General features: G+C 71.1%; 15 protein-coding genes and 1 tRNA gene. 9 read left to right on the top strand and 7 right to left on the bottom strand.

What is annotated here, in order from left to right; genetic code table 11:
• Nucleotides 1-16 precede the first annotated feature (16 nt).
• Nucleotides 17-1,873 carry a glycoside hydrolase family 15 protein gene (locus tag ABEG17_RS12825; protein ID WP_406829874.1) on the bottom strand — a complete coding sequence of 619 codons (1,857 nt, stop codon included), beginning with the start codon at nucleotides 1,871-1,873 and terminating at the stop codon, nucleotides 17-19.
• A 114-nt stretch (nucleotides 1,874-1,987) separates the two neighbouring features.
• Between ABEG17_RS12825 and ABEG17_RS12830 the strand changes: the two genes are divergently transcribed.
• Nucleotides 1,988-2,239, top strand: a complete 252-nt coding sequence (locus ABEG17_RS12830) for a hypothetical protein (RefSeq protein ID WP_406829875.1) — start codon at nucleotides 1,988-1,990, stop codon at nucleotides 2,237-2,239.
• Between the two features lie 59 nt (nucleotides 2,240-2,298).
• On the opposite strand, the gene ABEG17_RS12835 is transcribed toward ABEG17_RS12830, so the two are convergent.
• The 3 genes from ABEG17_RS12835 to ABEG17_RS12845 form a co-directional block, all read right to left on the bottom strand.
• Nucleotides 2,299-3,636: an ABC1 kinase family protein gene (locus ABEG17_RS12835; protein WP_406829876.1), complete on the bottom strand. Its 1,338-nt coding sequence runs from the start codon at nucleotides 3,634-3,636 to the stop codon at nucleotides 2,299-2,301.
• Complete coding sequence (locus ABEG17_RS12840) at nucleotides 3,633-4,616, bottom strand: hypothetical protein (protein ID WP_406829877.1); 984 nt, start codon at nucleotides 4,614-4,616, stop codon at nucleotides 3,633-3,635. Before ABEG17_RS12840 ends, ABEG17_RS12835 begins: the two co-directional genes overlap by 4 nt.
• A 136-nt stretch (nucleotides 4,617-4,752) precedes the next feature.
• Nucleotides 4,753-4,920: a DUF5679 domain-containing protein gene (locus tag ABEG17_RS12845; protein ID WP_164488415.1), complete on the bottom strand. Its 168-nt coding sequence runs from the start codon at nucleotides 4,918-4,920 to the stop codon at nucleotides 4,753-4,755.
• A gap of 200 nt (nucleotides 4,921-5,120) precedes the next feature.
• Here ABEG17_RS12845 and ABEG17_RS12850 point away from each other — a divergent pair, with 200 nt between their 5' ends.
• Nucleotides 5,121-5,696 (top strand): M48 family metallopeptidase, encoded by a 576-nt coding sequence (locus ABEG17_RS12850; protein ID WP_406829878.1) that lies wholly within the window; start codon nucleotides 5,121-5,123, stop codon nucleotides 5,694-5,696.
• Between the two features lie 18 nt (nucleotides 5,697-5,714).
• On the opposite strand, the gene ABEG17_RS12855 is transcribed toward ABEG17_RS12850, so the two are convergent.
• Nucleotides 5,715-6,308: an NUDIX hydrolase gene (locus tag ABEG17_RS12855; RefSeq protein ID WP_406829879.1), complete on the bottom strand. Its 594-nt coding sequence runs from the start codon at nucleotides 6,306-6,308 to the stop codon at nucleotides 5,715-5,717.
• Entirely contained in the window at nucleotides 6,305-7,765 is a 1,461-nt protein-coding gene (locus ABEG17_RS12860) for a zinc-dependent metalloprotease (protein WP_406829880.1), read from the bottom strand. Before ABEG17_RS12860 ends, ABEG17_RS12855 begins: the two co-directional genes overlap by 4 nt.
• 61 nt (nucleotides 7,766-7,826) lie before the next feature.
• Here ABEG17_RS12860 and ABEG17_RS12865 point away from each other — a divergent pair, with 61 nt between their 5' ends.
• Genes ABEG17_RS12865 through ABEG17_RS12875 form a run of 3 tightly spaced genes read left to right on the top strand, consistent with a single transcriptional unit; the run spans nucleotide 7,827 to nucleotide 10,560 of the window.
• Nucleotides 7,827-8,981, top strand: coding sequence for an NAD-dependent epimerase/dehydratase family protein (locus tag ABEG17_RS12865; protein WP_406829881.1), 1,155 nt, complete (start codon nucleotides 7,827-7,829; stop codon nucleotides 8,979-8,981).
• The gene (locus ABEG17_RS12870) at nucleotides 8,978-9,439 is read left to right on the top strand and encodes a molybdenum cofactor biosynthesis protein MoaE (RefSeq protein WP_406829882.1); all 462 of its coding nucleotides are present in this window, start codon (nucleotides 8,978-8,980) and stop codon (nucleotides 9,437-9,439) included. Before ABEG17_RS12865 ends, ABEG17_RS12870 begins: the two co-directional genes overlap by 4 nt.
• Nucleotides 9,436-10,560 (top strand): PDZ domain-containing protein, encoded by a 1,125-nt coding sequence (locus ABEG17_RS12875; RefSeq protein ID WP_406829883.1) that lies wholly within the window; start codon nucleotides 9,436-9,438, stop codon nucleotides 10,558-10,560. Before ABEG17_RS12870 ends, ABEG17_RS12875 begins: the two co-directional genes overlap by 4 nt.
• Before the next feature lie 56 nt (nucleotides 10,561-10,616).
• On the opposite strand, the gene ABEG17_RS12880 is transcribed toward ABEG17_RS12875, so the two are convergent.
• Nucleotides 10,617-11,171 carry a PPA1309 family protein gene (locus tag ABEG17_RS12880; protein WP_406833195.1) on the bottom strand — a complete coding sequence of 185 codons (555 nt, stop codon included), beginning with the start codon at nucleotides 11,169-11,171 and terminating at the stop codon, nucleotides 10,617-10,619.
• Between the two features lie 317 nt (nucleotides 11,172-11,488).
• On the opposite strand from ABEG17_RS12880, the gene ABEG17_RS12885 reads away from it, so the two are divergent.
• The 4 genes from ABEG17_RS12885 to ABEG17_RS12900 all read left to right on the top strand — a co-directional run bounded on the left by ABEG17_RS12885 (nucleotide 11,489) and on the right by ABEG17_RS12900 (nucleotide 16,013).
• Nucleotides 11,489-14,449, top strand: a complete 2,961-nt coding sequence (locus ABEG17_RS12885) for a UPF0182 family protein (protein WP_406829884.1) — start codon at nucleotides 11,489-11,491, stop codon at nucleotides 14,447-14,449.
• 108 nt (nucleotides 14,450-14,557) lie between these two features.
• A tRNA-Met gene (locus tag ABEG17_RS12890) sits at nucleotides 14,558-14,631 on the top strand.
• Nucleotides 14,632-14,967: 336 nt separating this feature from the next.
• Nucleotides 14,968-15,411 (top strand): MarR family winged helix-turn-helix transcriptional regulator, encoded by a 444-nt coding sequence (locus ABEG17_RS12895; RefSeq protein WP_406829885.1) that lies wholly within the window; start codon nucleotides 14,968-14,970, stop codon nucleotides 15,409-15,411.
• A complete protein-coding gene (locus ABEG17_RS12900; protein ID WP_406829886.1) occupies nucleotides 15,408-16,013 on the top strand; it encodes a sigma-70 family RNA polymerase sigma factor in 606 nt (201 codons plus the stop codon). The genes ABEG17_RS12895 and ABEG17_RS12900 overlap by 4 nt, the downstream gene beginning before the upstream one ends.
• Nucleotides 16,014-16,024: the final 11 nt, after the last annotated feature.

The following is a 16,024-nucleotide window of genomic DNA, read 5'->3' on the forward strand; positions in this document are numbered from 1 at the left end:
ACCCGACCTGAGGTGCTCAGTCGGCTGAGCCCGCCCCCGACCGGGCGTCGAGCTCGCGGTCGAGCGTGATGGCCGCGTCGATCAGTGAGAGGTGGGTGAACGCCTGCGGGAAGTTGCCGATCTGCTCACCGGTGAGCGCGATCTCCTCGGAGTACAGGCCCAGGTGGTTGGCGTAGGTCAGCATCTTCTCGAAGACGACGCGTGCCTTGCCGAGCTGTCCGGCCCGGGCGAGCGACTCGACGTACGCGAAGGTGCACAGGGAGAACGTGCCCTCCGAGCCGCGCAGACCGTCCGGTGACGCGGCCGGGTCGTATCGGTACATCAGGCTGTCGGTCACGAGCTCCTCCTCCATCGCCGCCAGCGTCGAGTGCCACCGTGGGTCGGTCGGGGTGACGAAGCCGACGGTCGACATCCGGAGCAGGGCCGAGTCCAGGACCTCGGTCTCGTAGTGCTGGACGAATGCCTGCCGTCGGGTGCTCCAGCCCTTGTCCATGACCTGGGTGTAGATGGCGTCGCGCTCCTGGCGCCACCGGTCCAGCGGTGCAGGTCGCCCGTGGGTCGTCGCGAGACGGATGCCGCGGTCGAAGGCGACCCAGCTCATCAGCCGGCCGTAGGTGAAGTTCTGCTGGCCCCCGCGGGTCTCCCAGATGCCCTCGTCCCGCCGGTCCCAGTTGTCGCAGAGCCAGTCGAGCAGGGTGACGATGGCCTGCCAGCCGTCGTGGCCGACGTGGAGGCCGTGCTGGTCGGCGAAGAAGATGCTGTCCATGGCCTCGCCGTAGATGTCGAGCTGCAGCTGGTCCGATGCGCCGTTCCCGATGCGGACGGGCGCCGACTTCCGGTACCCCTCCCAGTGGGTGAGCTCCACCTCGCCGAGGTCGCTGGAGCCGTCCACCCGGTACATGATCTTCATTGGCGCGTCCTGCGCCTGGCCGTCCGTCTGCCCGCCAAGCCGGTCGCGCAGCCAGTGCATCAGGGCCTCGGCCTCCCCGGTGAAGCCGAGGCCGAGCAGGGCGTACACGGAGAACGAGGCGTCCCGGATCCAGGTGTACCGGTAGTCCCAGTTGCGTTCCCCGCCAACCTGTTCGGGCAGTGCCGCGGTCGGGGCGGCCACGAGTCCCCCCGTGGGGGCGTAGGTCATCAGCTTGAGCGTGATCGCCGAGCGGCGCAGCTGCTCGCGCCACCGTCCGGTGTAGGTCGACTGCGCGAGCCACTGCTCCCAGAAGGCGGTGGTCTCGTGGAGCAGCTGCTCCACCTCGGCGACCCGGAACAGCCGCGCGGGGCCGGCGAAGCCGTTCTCCACGATCACCCCTCGCACCTGTCCGGCGGAGAGGGTGAGCTCGGCATGGAGGTCACCGCTGTCGGTGACCTCGGGGCGCCCCAGCCTCTCGTCGTCGGGTTCGCGGACGAGGTGGACGGTCATGGACGTGGTCTTGCCCGCGAAGACGACGCCGTCGTCGGTCAGCTGGATCTCGTGGGGCTCCCGCCCGTAGTCGAACCGGGGCGCCAGGTCGATCGCGAACGTCATCTCGCCGCGCACACAGCGCAGCATGCGCACGATGCGGTGCCGGTCGGTGACCTCCGTGCCGGTGACGGGCATGAAGTCGACCACCTCACCGACGCCGGCCTCGGTCATGAACCTGGTGATCAGAACGGCGGTGTCGGGGAGGTAGAGCTGCTTGCCGGTGAACACCTCGATGGTCGGCCGTATCTGGAACCTGCCTCCGCTGCCGTGGTCCAGGAGTGCCGCGAACACGCTGGGCGAGTCGAAGCGGGGGGCGCAGAACCAGTCGATGGATCCGTCGGTGGCGACCAGCGCCGAGGTCTGGAGGTCGCCGATGAGGCCGTGGTCCGCAATCAGTGGGTAGTCGTTCACTTTTCCTGCTCGCTTCCGTCGTGGCGTCATGGGAGCCGGCTCCGGCGCAGGATCTGCGAGGACCGAGACTCCAGTCCTAACGCTCCGGCTCCGGGGCCCCATCACCCACCGGAGGTGATCGTCGCGAGCGCGCGCGGATGGTGTGATGTGCTAGGAGACAAAGCGTTCACCCAGCCGGCCCAGTCAGGAGAAGTGGTCCAGATGCCCGTCTGCGCGACCTGCGGCGTCGTCAGCACCGATCGGGCGCTGGCCTCGATCACCTGGACGCGGGGGGACGAGAACGGCCGTGAGGTCTGGACCTGCGAGCGCTGCAGCCGCGAGCACCTGCGCAGCATCGAGGCGAAGCTCGACAGCGCCTGGTGGTGAGCCGCGACTGGGGGTGACCCGCAGTTGGTGGCGACGAGCCGCGGCTGGACCGGCAGCCCTCAGCCCACGGCGGGAGGCAGCTTGTGCAGCTTCAGCCCGGGCATGTGTTCGATGACGATCTCGCGGGCCGGGATGGTGCCGCCCAGCTGGCACAGCACGCCGATCCCACCGAGCCACACGCGGTGGATGAGCAGGTAGGACGGCGGCAGGTTGAGCTTCATGCCGACGAGGAACTCGGGCCGACGCACGTCGTTGACGTGGGCCGCCACGCCACGCAGCCACTCGCGGCTGAAGGTGAACTCCTCGTGCAGCAGCGGGTCGATGAACGGCTGGAGGTAGTCGAGCAGGGCCCGCGCGTCCAATGACATCGTCGGCTTGATGAAGCCCTCGGACCGCAGGCCCGCCTCGAGCGCGTGGGCGTCCCCGCTGAGCGCGGCCGCCGCCAGCGAACCCATGGCCGGGGGCAGTCCCTGCGGGAGCCGGTTGACCGCGCCGTAGTCGATGACGCCGAGCCGGCCGTCCTCGAGGAGGCGGAAGTTGCCCGGGTGGGGGTCGGCGTGCAGGAGCCCGGCACGGGCGGGCCCGACGAGCAGGAACTCCATGTATCGAGCGGCTGCAGCGTCGCGCTGGGCCCGTGTGCCCTTGGCGACGATGGTGGACAGCGGGATGCCGTCCATCCACTCGGAGACGATGACGTGCTCGCTGTTGACCAGCACGTCGGGGACCGCGAACCGAGGGTCGTCGCGGAACACCTTGGCGAAGCGCCGCTGGCTGGTGGCCTCGAGGTTGTAGTCGAGCTCCTCGGACATCCGCGACTTCAGCTCGTCGGTGATCGGCTTGATGTCCATGCCGGGGATCCACCCGCCGGCCAGGCGGGCCACCCGCGCGAGCTGGTTGAGGTCGGACAGGAGGGCCTTGCCGGCGCCGGGGTACTGGATCTTGACGGCGACCTCACGACCATCGCGCCACACCGCCCGGTGCACCTGCCCGATCGAGGCCGCCGCTGCCGGCGTGTCGTCGAACGACTCGAACTTCGCCGTCCGCCAGCGGGGGCCGAGCTCCTCGGCGAGGACGGCGTGCACCGTCGCGGCCGGGAGCGGGGGAGCCGCCTCCTGGAGCTTGGTGAGGGTGGCGCGGTAGGGCGCGGCCATCTCCTCCGGCAGAGCAGCCTCCATGACGGACATGGCCTGGCCGAACTTCATCGCCCCGCCCTTGAGCTCGCCGAGTACCTTGAACAGCTGCTCGGCGGTCCTGGCCTGCAGCTCGGCGGCGACGATCTCCGCGGGCTTGCCCCCGACGCGCTTGCCGAGCCCGACTGCGGTGCGGCCGGCGAAACCCAGGGGCAGGCTGGCCAGGCGGGCCGTGCGGCTGACGGCACGACGAGGGAGTTCGTTCATCCCGCCATTCTCACCTGTCCCGGGCATTTCGCATCGGCGGGTGGGGCCGAGGTCACCTGTACGGCGCACGAACAGCGGGGGTGGACCTCCCAGTGGCGCTGTCGCACCCGGGGCCACGGCAGCGCCACCTCGAGCGAGCGACCGGGTGGCAGGGGCTGCCCGTCGACGACTCCGAGCACGACCATGGCCGCCATCCCGGCAGCCACCCCGACGAGGGTCGTCTCGCCGCCGATGTCGTGCCCGGCACCCACGTGGGGGCGGGCGAGCTGCCCGAGCAGGGCGGGCCAGGCGGGGTCGAGGTCGGCCCGGGTCAGGTCCAGGCAGCGCAGGCATGGGCCTCCCGCCACCACGAGCGGCCCGACGACCGCCTCGACGTCGTGCATGAGCACGGGCAGCACGGGTATGCCGCGGCGGCGCCACGAGTGCGCGGCCGCCGGGTCCAGGGCTCCGGCGGCGGGAAGGACGACCACGGCCGGTGCGGGGGTCGCGGGGCGTTCGCGGGACGCGACGTGCTCCCAGTCATCGGCCGATCGCGGCCCGTGCGACACCTGACCGATGCCCGCGCGTCGCAGCGCGGTGGTGAGCGCGGACGGCAGCTCACCGCGGCCGCCCACGATGACGTGCGCGTCGCGCCGTGCCGCTAGGGCGCCATACCCGGCCCGGGGTGGGGAGCTCGTGCGCAGCAGGGCGTCCGCGTCCGGTGCGAGCACCCCACGCACCACCGGGGGCACCGGGGAGGCGGGGGAGGCCTCGACGACCAGCCCGCACGCCACCAGCTCCTCGAGCAGGGCAGCACCGGAGCCGCTCGCCAGCGCCTCGGGCACCTCATGGGTGCCGTCGAGGTCCTCCAGGGCAACGACCTCGCGCTCGCTCAGGCCGCCCACGACCACCGCGTGCTCCGCGGCGGTGCCGAACTGGACCTGGCCGGGGCCGCGCCGCAATGCCGGCCACAGGGTGCGCAGGAGCGGTCGGCGGGTCACCTGCGACAGGTTGGCACAGCGAACCGGGGGATCGGCTCGTCATCCACAGGGCCCGGGGACCGAAGCTCCCGCAGACATCGCGAGGGGCGGACCCGACCGTGTGGTCGAGCCGCCCCTCGCGGTGGGTGGGCCTTGGTCAGGCCTTGCCGAGAATGCGGTTGAGGTTGGTCCCGCAGACGGGGCAGACGCCCTTGGCCATGCGGCGGCCGTTCGTCTCCACGACACGGCCCTCGGCCTCGCGCTTCTCCTTGCACTTCACGCAGTAGAACTCGCCCTTGTAGGTCTCTTGGGTCTCTTCAGCCATCGCCATGTCTCCTTGTCGATCTGGGCGCACGCTGCGCCGTCGGACTTCGGCCACCGTAGACCATGCTGAGCACAAAACCGCGGAAGGGGGCGTGTCCCCCCGTGCTCAGGGCCGCCCCGGGGGCGCTGGGTCGCTGACCTGCACGGGTGTCGCGACGCAGATCACCGGCGTTGTCAGATTCGTCACCTATCGTGAGCACCATGGGGAGCACTGACATCGAGGTCAGGCGCAGTCGGCGCCGGCGTCGCACCGTGAGCGCGTACCGCGAGAACGGGCGCACCATCGTGCTCATCCCTGCCCGGTTCACCCGCGCCGAGGAGCGGCAGTGGGTCGCCACCATGGTCGACAAGCTCGACAAGGGCGACCAGCGCCGCCGACCCAGTGACAGCCAGCTCTCCAAGCGCGCCGCCGAGCTGTCACAGCGGCACCTGGGGGGGCTGGCCAAGCCGTCGAGCATCCGCTGGGTGACCAACCAGCACTCGCGTTGGGGCTCGTGCACCCCGTCCGACGGCACGATCCGGATCTCGGCCCGGGTCAAGGGGATGCCGCCCTACGTCCTCGACTACGTCATCCTCCACGAGCTGGCCCACCTGCTCGCGCCCGGCCACGGCCCTGACTTCTGGCGCCTGCTCACGTCCTACAAGAGCACCGAGCGCGCTCGCGGCTACCTCGAGGGGGTCGCTGCGACAGCCGGCCTCGACCTGAGCGAGGACGGCGACGAGGTCGTCGAGGGTGCCCCCGAGCAGGCCGCGCTCGACATCGAGACCTCGGACTGAGCCGAGCCGTCCGGCGGCTCAGCCGAGCAGCCGCTGGGCCGCTCGCACGAGGGGCCCGAGCTCGGCCTCGGTCTCAGGAGGCATGCCGTCGGCCGGCCACCACGCGACGTCGAGGGACTCGTCGCTGACGGCGTGGACCGCGCCGTCAGGGACCACCCCGGCGAACCGGATGTCGAGGTGCTCGGCGCAACGGCCGAACGCCGGTGCGAGGAGCTCGTGCCGGTGCAGCTCCACGATGCGGGGGTCCAGCTGCAGGGTCGCGATCCCGCTCTCCTCGCGGGCCTCGCGGGTCGCGGCGGCCAGCACGGTGTCGTCCTCGGGTTCGAAGTGCCCACCGAACTGCAGCCACATCCCCGCCTTGGCGTGCAGCGTGAGGAGCACCTGGTCGAGGGACGGGCTGAGCACGATGGCGCCCGTGGTGAGGTGCTGCGGCGGTCCCTGCTTCATCAGCGCGCCAGGGTGGGTTCGGCAGTGCTCCAGGAGCTCGGTGCGCCACCGCTCCTGCTGGGGGTCCGGGGACGCCCAGGCCTCGAGACGGCTGATGGCGTCGTCGCGCAGGGCGAGGTAGGGGGCCGGCACCTCGGTGGCGGCGCCGGCCGGGTGCGCGGTCACCGACCGCCCTCGTCGCCGCGACCGTCCTCGCCTGCACCACCCTCGCGGAGGAGCTCGTCGAGGGCAGCGTCCATCTCCGCGTCGCTGGAGGTGCCGACCCGGTCGACGTAGCCGAGTGGGTCGTCGAGGTCAGCGGCCGTCGGCGCCACGTCGGGGTGGCCCCAGGCGTCGTCGCGACCCTGCTGGCCGTGCTTGTCCTCGAGCGCAGCCCAGAGGTTCGCGGCGTCGCGCAGGCGACGCGGTCGCAGCTCGAGGCCGACGAGCCCGGAGAACGCCTTCTCGGCGGGCCCACCGATCGCGCGGCGGCGGCGTACTGCCTCGCCGAGGGCGGCCGCCTGCGGCAGGTGGTCGCGCGTCGCCCGGTCGGCCACGACGTCGACCCAGCCCTCGACGAGGGCGAGGTAGGTCTCGAGCCGGCCCAGCGCGGCACGCTGGCTGGCGCTCGGTTCGGGGCGGAAGAGCTGGTCCTGCAGGGCGGACTGCAACGCGGTCGGGTCGCTCGTGTCCACGGAGGTCAGTGCCGACTCGATGCGGTCGGTGTCGATGCTGATGTCGCGGGCGTAGTCGCGCACCGCGGCCAGCAGCTGCGGCCCGATCCACGGCACCTCGGAGAACAGGCGCACGCGGGCGGCCTCGCGCACGGCGAGGTAGAGGCGCACCTGGTCGAGGTCGACCCCCAGGCCCTCGGCGAACACCTCGACGTTGGCCGGCAGCAGGACGACCGAGCGGTCGGCGACGAGGGGCAGGCCGACCTCGGTGCCGCTGACGGTCTCGGTGGCCAGGGCCCCCAGCGCCTGGCCGACCTGCAGGCCGAACATCGACCCGCTCATCTTCGCCATCATCGGCTCCATCTGGCCGATCAGCGCGGACGGGTCCATCCCGGCGGGCAGGAGGCCCTCGGGGAGCGCCGCCCCGTCGCCGAGCTCGGTGAGCTGCGCGCGCATGGCGTCGCCGACTGCGCGGCCGACACCTTCGGCCACGGGCTCGACCAGGGTGCGCCAGGTCGGCATCGTCGCCTCGACCCACTCGGCGCGGCTCCACGCGTGCGTGGTGATGCCGGGCGCCTCGAAGGCCGTCACCTCGTCCAGCCACAGCTCTGCGACCTGGGCGGCCTGGGCCACCTGGCGGACGGTGGCCTCGCCCACCGTGGCGTCACCAGCGGCCGAGACGGTCTTGCGCGCCGTGTCCGTGGCGAGCGCGACGTTGAAGGGGCCTTCGTCGGTGCTGGCGAACATCGCCTGCACCTGTCCCATCATCATCTGAAGCATCGCCGGGTCGACCTTGTCGATGCCCATGTCCTTGAGCGTGCGCGCCATGTCGGGGTCGATCTGACCGCCGGTGATCCTGGCGATCATCTGCTCGAGCTCGGGCGGCAGGCCGGACGGGGTGGGCTCGTCGCCGGACCCGTCACCGTGCTGGTCGCGGGGGTCGTCCGGGGTCTGGGGGTGGTCGGGCACAACGGCTCCTCGGCAGTCCTGAGAGGATGGGCTTTCCCTAGACAACCACGCGGAGGCCATGGTGAGTTCCCCTGCCCGGGCCGGAGCGAGAGGCGTTCGCTCGCGGCGTAGCGCCATCGACGTCGCCGTGGTGGGCACCGCCGACGCAGCCAGCCACGCGGTACTGCGGGCGTTGCTCACCGCCGCAGCCCGGGGGCACGTCGTTCTCGGGGACCCTGGCGCCGAGGCGCGCATCGGCACGGTCGTCGCGATCGACGCCGAGCGGCCGCCCATCGGCGGGGTCGAGTACCGGCGCGCCGACCCCGCGGATCCGGCGTTGGTGCGCTCGCTCGCCGGGGTCCACGCGGCGGCATACGTCGCGGCGAGCACCAACCTCGAGCAGGACCTGGCCCTCGGCACCCGGCCGCGCAGGGAGCGGAACCTGCGCCGGGCGCAGACGGTGATCACCGCCGCGGCCGCTGCCGGCGTGCGCCACCTCGTCCTGGTCACCGGAGCGCAGGTGTACGGCGCCCTCCCGGACAACCCCGTGCCCCTTCCGGACGACGCGCCGTTGCGTGCGCCGGCCGACGAGGGACAGGTGGGCGACCTCATGGACGTCGAGCAGCTCGTGGCGGTCGCGCGCGAGGTGCACCCGGGACTGCGCCTGACCGTCGTGCGACCCGCTGCCCTCGTCGGTGACGGGGTCGACACGGTCACCACGCGGCACTTCGAGGCGCCCCGGCTGCTCACCGTGCGCGGCGCCGGCCCGGCCTGGCAGTTCTGCCACGTCGACGACCTCGGGTCGGCGGTGGCGGTCGTCGTCGCCCGCGGGGTCGAGGGTGCCGTGGCGGTCGGCGCCGAGGGGCACCTGACGCAGGGCGACCTCGAGCGCCTCACCGGCATGCGCCAGGTCGAGCTGAGCCTGGGGGCGGCGATGGGAACTGCGGACCGCCTCCACCGCGTTGGGGTCTTGCCGGCACCCGCCAGCGACCTGGCGTTCGTCGCCTTCCCGTGGGCGGTGTCCTCCCAGACCCTGCTGGGTCGCGGATGGGCGCCGGTCCATGACAATGAGACGTGCCTCGGTGTCCTCCTGGACGCCATCCGGGGCTCACACGCGGTCGCGGCGAGACGCCTGGACCGCAAGGACGCCGCCCTCGGGGCGGCCAGTGCCGCGGTGGCCCTGGTGGGCACGGCAGCGATCATGCGGCGTCGCCGCAAGAAGGGTGCGACAGGATGACCGAGCCGACCGGGTCGACCGCCGAGGCGTCGACCAGTGCCGAGGTCGTCCTCTGCGACGTCCGCGACGAGGCGCTCAGCGTCGACGAGGTGCTCGGCCTCGTGCGGCACCCGCAGTGCGGGGGGATCGCGGTCTTCGTCGGGGTGGTCCGCGACCACGACCACGGTGCGTCGGTCACCGCCCTCGACTACTCCGCGCACCCGAGCGTCGTGGACGCCCTCGCCACGGTCTGCAGGGAGGTCGCCGACCGGCACCCGGTCGCGCGCCTCGGGGCCGTGCACCGGGTGGGACACCTCGAGATCGGTGACATGGCCGTCGTCGCCGCGGTGTCCGCGGCCCATCGCGGAGAAGCCTTCGAGGCCTGCCGCGACCTCGTCGACACGCTGAAGTCCACCGTGCCCATCTGGAAGCACCAGCAGTTCACGGACGGGTCCGACGAGTGGGTGGGCCTCCCGTGAGCTCACCCGGTACGCCGACGTCCCCGATCCTCGAACCCGGCCGGCCCGGTGGTCCAGGCCGGTCCGACCCCTACCGGCTCGGTCGCCGCTCCTCGGCGAGCCTCGTGGCGTTGTTCCTGCTGATCGCCCTGGGCGCGCTGTCGACCATCGTGGGGCTGCCCTACGTCGTGATGAAGCCGGGCCCGATCACCAACACCCTGGGCCGGCTGTCGGGCAAGGACCTCATCACCGTCTCGGGGGCCAGGACCTATCCCACCGAGGGGGCCCTCGACTTCACGACGGTCCGCGTGTCGGGCGGGCCCGGCTTCCGGGTCACCATCTGGGACGTGCTCCGGGGCAAGCTCGACCCCAACGAGGAGGTCGTCGACGAGCAGCTGTACTTCCCCAAGGGCGTCACCGACAAGCAGGTGGAGGAGGAGAGCACCGCGGAGATGATCGACTCCCAGCAGGAGGCGATCGCCGTCGCCATCAGGGCCACCGGCCAGAAGGTCACCACCCACACCGTGATCGCACAGGTCGCCAAGGACGCGCCGTCGGCGGCTCTGCTCAGGGCCGGCGACGAGGTGCTCGCCGTCGACGGCACGAGCGTCGACGGGCCCGACACGATCCGCAAGGTCGTCAGCACCCACAAGGCGGGGGACACCGTCACCCTGAAGCTGCTGCGCGACGGTCGCACCATCGAGGTGCCGGTCAAGACCCGGGCCTCCGACGGCCGAGTCACCGTCGGTGTCTTCCTCGGGGTGAAGTTCCAGTTCCCGTTCGACGTGAAGATCGACGCCGGAAATGTCGGGGGCCCTTCTGCCGGGACGATGTTCGCGCTCGGTGTCTACGACCGTCTCACGCCTGGCGCGCTCACCGGGGGCAAGAAGATCGCAGGCACCGGAACCATCGACGCCACCGGCAAGGTCGGGCCGATCGGCGGGATCCGGCAGAAGCTCGTCGGTGCCCGTGACGGCGGAGCGAAGTTCTTCCTCGCGCCTGCCGACAACTGCAACGAGGTCGTCGGGCACGTCCCGGACGGCTTGACCGTGGTGCGCATCGGCACGTTCGACGAGGCCAGGAAGTCCGTCGAGGCCATCGCTGCCGGCAAGGCCGCGAGCCTGCCGACCTGCACCAAGTAGGTCCGCAGCAGGCCCCGGCCGAGCTCGGTCGGTGCGGTCCGCGGGGGAGCCCGGTCTCAGTCCTGCAGGGTCGCGCGGAGGGCGTGCACGAGCCCGGGTGCGATGTCCTCGCCGAGGGCGACCTGGTCGTCGCGGTCGTGGGCCCGCTGCCGCAGCAGGCACCGGCTCTGGCCGTCGCGCGTGACCGCCACGAGCAGGCGGACGTCCTGGCGCTTCGGGTGCGCGGCGAGGGCGTCGACGGCGGACTCGGCGTGCACGGGCAGGTCCCGCTCGGCCTCGGGCGGGACGACGATGCGTTCCACGGCCAGGGCGGCACCCACGACGCTCTCCGGCCACGCGATCCCGCCCAGGAGGGACTCGAGGTTGGAGGTCTTCGGCAGGTCCTCCTGCTCGATCGCGCTCAACGCGCCCTCGGCGAGGTCGGCACCCTTGAGCTGGGCCCGCAGGTGCGGCTCGCGGGCGACGAGGTCGGAGGTCGGGACGAGCGCGAAGAGGCGCGGGTTCTGGTCCCAGCCCGAGGCTGCGACATGGCGCTCGGTGTCCAGGGCAGCGATGGACAGCGGGTCGGCGACGGGGTGGGAGGTCTGGCTCACGGGCCCATCGTGCCGCATCGACGCGGGCGCAGGCGCGCGAGCCACCGCGGAGGTGAGCGGCGGCATACCCGCCGGGGGACCGGCTGACACCGAGGCGTGACCGACGGGGAGGTGGGAACCACAGCCGCCCTCGGTAAGTTGGTCCCACTACCAGCAGGCCCCCAGCGTGGGAGGCGGCGCGGCAGATCGGGCGTGCAGTGAGTTCTTCAGAGTGGTTCGGGCAGGACGGACCAGGCGGCGAGGGTGGCCGGGGTGAGGGCGCCCCGCGCCCCGGGGGCGCAGGCGCGGGTGGACGCCGCCCTCCGACGCTGAACTTCCGCAGGCGGCGCGGACCGTTGGTCCCGACGCTGATCATCCTGGTGGCGCTGGGCTTCCTCGTGTCGATCGCGGCGTCCCTGTGGACCGAGATCCTGTGGTTCAACTCGGTCGGCTACACCAACGTCTTCACCACCGAGCTGATCACCAAGACGGTGCTCTTCATCGTCGGGTTCCTCATCACCGCGGCCCTGGTCGCCTCGAGCCTGCTCATCGCCTACCGGGCACGCCCGATCTACGCCCCGGTGACGGCACAGCAGCAGAACCTCGACCAGTACCGCGAGGCCATCGAGCCCCTGCGCAAGATCGCGATCGTGGCGGTGCCCGCCGTCCTCGGCCTGCTCGCCGGGACCGGAGCGGCGGGGCAGTGGCAGACCTACCTGCTGTGGCGCAACGGGAGCTCGTTCGGCACCAAGGACCCTCAGTTCCACCTCGACCTGTCCTTCTTCGTGTTCACCCTGCCCTGGATCAGGTTCCTGCTCGGCTTCCTCACGATGGCCCTGGTGATGGCGCTGCTCGCGGCGGCCTTCACGCACTACGTGTACGGCGGGCTGCAGATCCAGGCGCGTGCCGAGCGCACCACGCGGGCCACGAGGACGCACCTCGCGATCCTCCTGGCCGCTCTGGTGCTGGTGCGCGCGGCGACCTACTGGTTCGACCGCTACTCGTTGTCGGTCAAGGACTCCTCGTTGCTCACCGGCATCCGCTACACCGACGCGAACGCCGTCCTGCCGGCCAAGGCCATCCTCGCCGTGGCCGCCGTCATGGTCGCCGGCATCTTCATCGCCTCGATCTGGACCAGGTCGTGGCGGCTGCCCGTCGTTGGTGTGGCCCTGCTGGTCATCACCTCCCTCGTGGTCGGGAGCATCTACCCCGCGCTCTACCAGAGGTTCAAGGTCAAGCCGTCGGAGAAGTCGCTGGAGCAGCCGTACATCGAGCGCGGCATCAAGGCGACCCGGGCCGCTTTCGGCATCGACACGATCAAGACGTCCCCCTACAAGGCGACGACCGAGGCGAGCCAGGGCCAGCTGCGCAACGACGCCGAGACGATCCCGGGCCTGCGGCTCGTCGACCCGATCGTCGTGTCGCCGACGTTCAAGCAGCTCCAGTCGGTGAAGTCCTACTACGCCTTCCCCGATGCCCTCGACGTCGACCGCTACACCATCGACGGCAAGGTCCGGGACACGGTGGTGGCAGTTCGGGAGCTCGACCTCAACGGGGTGCCGGCCAACCAGCGCAACTGGCTCAACGACCACACCGTCTACACCCACGGCTTCGGGGTCGTCGCGGCATACGGCAACCAGCGCACGCCCGACGGCGAGCCGGTGTTCTACGAGCAGAACATCCCCCCGACGGGCAAGATCGGGAAGTACGAGCCGCGGATCTACTTCGGCGAGGAGTCACCGTCGTACTCGATCGTCGGGGGCCCCTCGGGCGCCTCTCCGCGGGAGTTCGACTACCCGGACAACAGCGTCGCCGGGCAGAAGAACAACACCTACGAGGGCAAGGGTGGTGTGGCGCTGAGCTCGTTCCCGCGCAAGGTGGCCTACGCCCTGAAGTACCGCGAGCTGAACCTCCTGCTCTCGAACGCCGTCACCAACGAAAGCCGCCTCCTCGACCACCGGGAGCCGCTGGAGCGGGTGAAGCGGGTCGCGCCGTGGCTGACCCAGGACGGCAACCCCTACCCTGCGGTCGTGGACGGCCGGGTCCAGTGGATCATCGACGGCTACACGACCTCGGCCGACTACCCCTACTCCAAGCTCACCGCGGTCGACAGTGCGACGTCCGACTCCGTGACCGCGCGCTCCAGCGCGGTGCAGGCGATCGGTGCGGGCAAGGTCAACTACATCCGCAACTCGGTCAAGGCGACCGTCGACGCCTACGACGGCTCGATCAAGCTGTACGCCTGGGACGACAAGGACCCGGTGCTCAAGGCCTGGAGCAAGGCGTTCTCCAACACGGTCCTGCCGATGTCGAAGATCAGCAGCGACCTGATGTCGCACCTGCGCTACCCCGAGGACCTGTTCAAGGTCCAGCGCCAGATCCTGACCAAGTACCACGTCACCGACGCAGCCTCGTTCTACGGCGGCCAGGACTTCTGGGAGGTGCCGGAGGACCCGGCCCAGGAGCAGGCCAACGTCGTCCAGCCGCCGTACTACCTGACGTTGAAGATGCCCGACCAGGACGCCGCCAAGTTCTCCCTGACGACGACGTTCAAACCGGTCGGTGACCGTCAGGTGCTCTCGGGCTTCCTGGCCGTCGACGCGGACGCCGGCAAGACCGCCGGCCAGCGCAGCAACGACTACGGCACCCTGCGGCTGCTCGAGCTGCCCAAGGACAGCCAGGTCAAGGGGCCGGGGCAGGTGCAGAACGACATCGGGTCGTCCAACCAGACGTCCGCGGCGTTCAGCCTGACGTTGTCGCAGTTCCTCAACAACGCGCGTCAGCAGGGGTCGCGCGTGACGCTCGGCAACCTGCTGACCCTGCCCGTCGGTGGCGGACTGCTCTACGTCCAGCCGATCTACGTCAGCGCCAACACCACCACGGCGTTCCCGCTGTCGCGGGCCACGGTGGTCGCCTTCGGCAACAAGCTGGCCTGGTCGGACACCCTCGACGGGGCGCTCGCCGGCCTCTTCGGTGGCAACTCCGGCACGTCCGCGGGCGACTCCGGGACGGGCGGCAGTGCGACGCCGACCACGCCGCCGACCGGTGGCAGCACGCCGACGCCCACCCCGAGTGCTCCTGGCGTGGCGAACCCGGCTGCGCTCACCAAGGCGCTCGCGGACATCCAGGCCGCGTATGCGGAGGGCCAGGCTGCGTTGCGCCAGAACGACTTCGCGGCGTACGGCGCGGCGCAGAAGAAGCTCGACGACGCGATCAAGCGGGCTGTGGCGGCCGCGCCGAAGGGTGGCAGCGTCAGCGTCTCGCCGTCCCCGTCATCGTCGGCCACGACGCCCGCACCGAGCGCGACCACTCCGTGACGGTCGCTGCCGGGGGACTGTCTCGAGGCCCCCGGCAGCGGCCCGAAGGACCGGCCCGGTGCCGATTTGGAGATCACGCGAGGCGTCCCGTAAGGTTGGGTTCACCGACGCGGGGTGGAGCAGCTCGGTAGCTCGCCGGGCTCATAACCCGGAGGTCGCAGGTTCAAATCCTGCCCCCGCTACAAAGAGCATTCGAGTAATCGGGTGCGACGCCCAGAACCCCCTCCCACGGGAGGGGGTTCTGGCGTACCCGGGACTTGTGCGCGCCAGTTCGCCGGACGGCAGTGGTGGTTGTCGGACGCCTGTCTGGACATCCGACCCCCACGCGCGCGCCGCGTCCAGGGAATGTCCAAGCGACTGATCGACGCCTACGGCGGACGGCCTGGGGGGGGTGGGGCCTGCGAGCGGGAGCGCTTGTCGGGTCACCTGTTCGGTCAGAGTGTCCTCACCGGATGCTGCCCGGCGCGCGGATGGTTCACGCGTGAACTACGTTGCTGATGGCCGACAAGGGAGTGCCAATGACCAGGTCCAGCAATCTGCGACTCGACGACCAGCTGTGCTTCGCGCTGTACGCCGCGACGAACCAGGTGACCCGCGCGTACCGACCTCTGCTGGAAGCCGTCGGGCTGACGTATCCGCAGTACCTGATCATGCTGGTGCTGTGGGAGTCCGACGACCAACCGGCCCACGAGATTGCCGACCGGTTGCAGCTGTCGCCGGCCGCGGTCAGCCCCATCCTGAGGCGCCTCGAGGAAGCTGGACTCGTCGTGCGCGACCAGGACCCGGACGACGCGCGAACCCGTCGAGTTCGCCTCACACCCCGAGGTGCTGCTGTCGAGCTGGGCGCGTCGCGGGCGCAGCTGGACGTCGTCGAGCAGACCGGGTTGTGCGGCGATGAGCTGACCGGGCTGCGAGACGACCTGCACGACCTGGTGATGCGGATGTCGGTGCGAACCTCGTGACCGCCCACAGCGCACCACCCGACGGCTGGGACGGCGAAGGCGACGAAGGACAGTCGTTGGGCGACCTGCTCGTCCGCTGCACCTCCGGGGACGAGGCCGCGTTCGAGCAGGTCTACGCGGCGACGGCGCCGCGCGTGTTCGGGCTGGTGCTGCGCATCGTGGTCCAGCACGCCCTCGCTGAGGAGATCACGCAGGACGTGTTCAGCTATGTGTGGGCCGAAGCTGGTCGGTACGAACCGTCACGCGGAAGCGGAGCGGGGTGGATCCTCACCATCGCGCACCGGCGCGCGGTGGACCGGGTCCGTAGTGTCTCCGCGAGCCGCACCCGCGACGAAGTGTGGACACAGAAGGTGACGTCGGCACCGTTCGACTCCACCGCCGAGGCGGCCCACTCGTCCTTCGAAGCAGCGCGAGTCCGAGGAGCCCTGGCGGCACTGACCCTGAAGCAGCGGACCGCGGTGCAGCTCGCGTACTTCCACGGCCTGACGTACACCGAGGTTGCGGCACACCTGGGAATCCCGCACAGCACCGCCAAGACCCGGATCCGGGACGGGCTTCGCGCCCTGGCTCACGCGCTCGACCCGGGCATGGCCAGCGCCTGACGCAGCCAAGC

This window comes from Pedococcus sp. KACC 23699, from assembly GCF_045348425.1.
GTDB lineage: Bacteria > Actinomycetota > Actinomycetes > Actinomycetales > Dermatophilaceae > Pedococcus.

Bases quoted from the DNA above. Each gene is read 5' to 3' on its own strand.
- ABEG17_RS12850 (WP_406829878.1), top strand. From the start codon at position 5,121: ATGGGGAGCACTGACATCGAGGTCAGGCGCAGTCGGCGCCGGCGTCGC.
- ABEG17_RS12835 (WP_406829876.1), bottom strand. From the start codon at position 3,636: ATGAACGAACTCCCTCGTCGTGCCGTCAGCCGCACGGCCCGCCTGGCC.
- ABEG17_RS12880 (WP_406833195.1), bottom strand. From the start codon at position 11,171: ATGCGGCACGATGGGCCCGTGAGCCAGACCTCCCACCCCGTCGCCGAC.
- ABEG17_RS12845 (WP_164488415.1), bottom strand. From the start codon at position 4,920: ATGGCTGAAGAGACCCAAGAGACCTACAAGGGCGAGTTCTACTGCGTG.
- ABEG17_RS12870 (WP_406829882.1), top strand. From the start codon at position 8,978: ATGACCGAGCCGACCGGGTCGACCGCCGAGGCGTCGACCAGTGCCGAG.
- ABEG17_RS12895 (WP_406829885.1), top strand. From the start codon at position 14,968: ATGACCAGGTCCAGCAATCTGCGACTCGACGACCAGCTGTGCTTCGCG.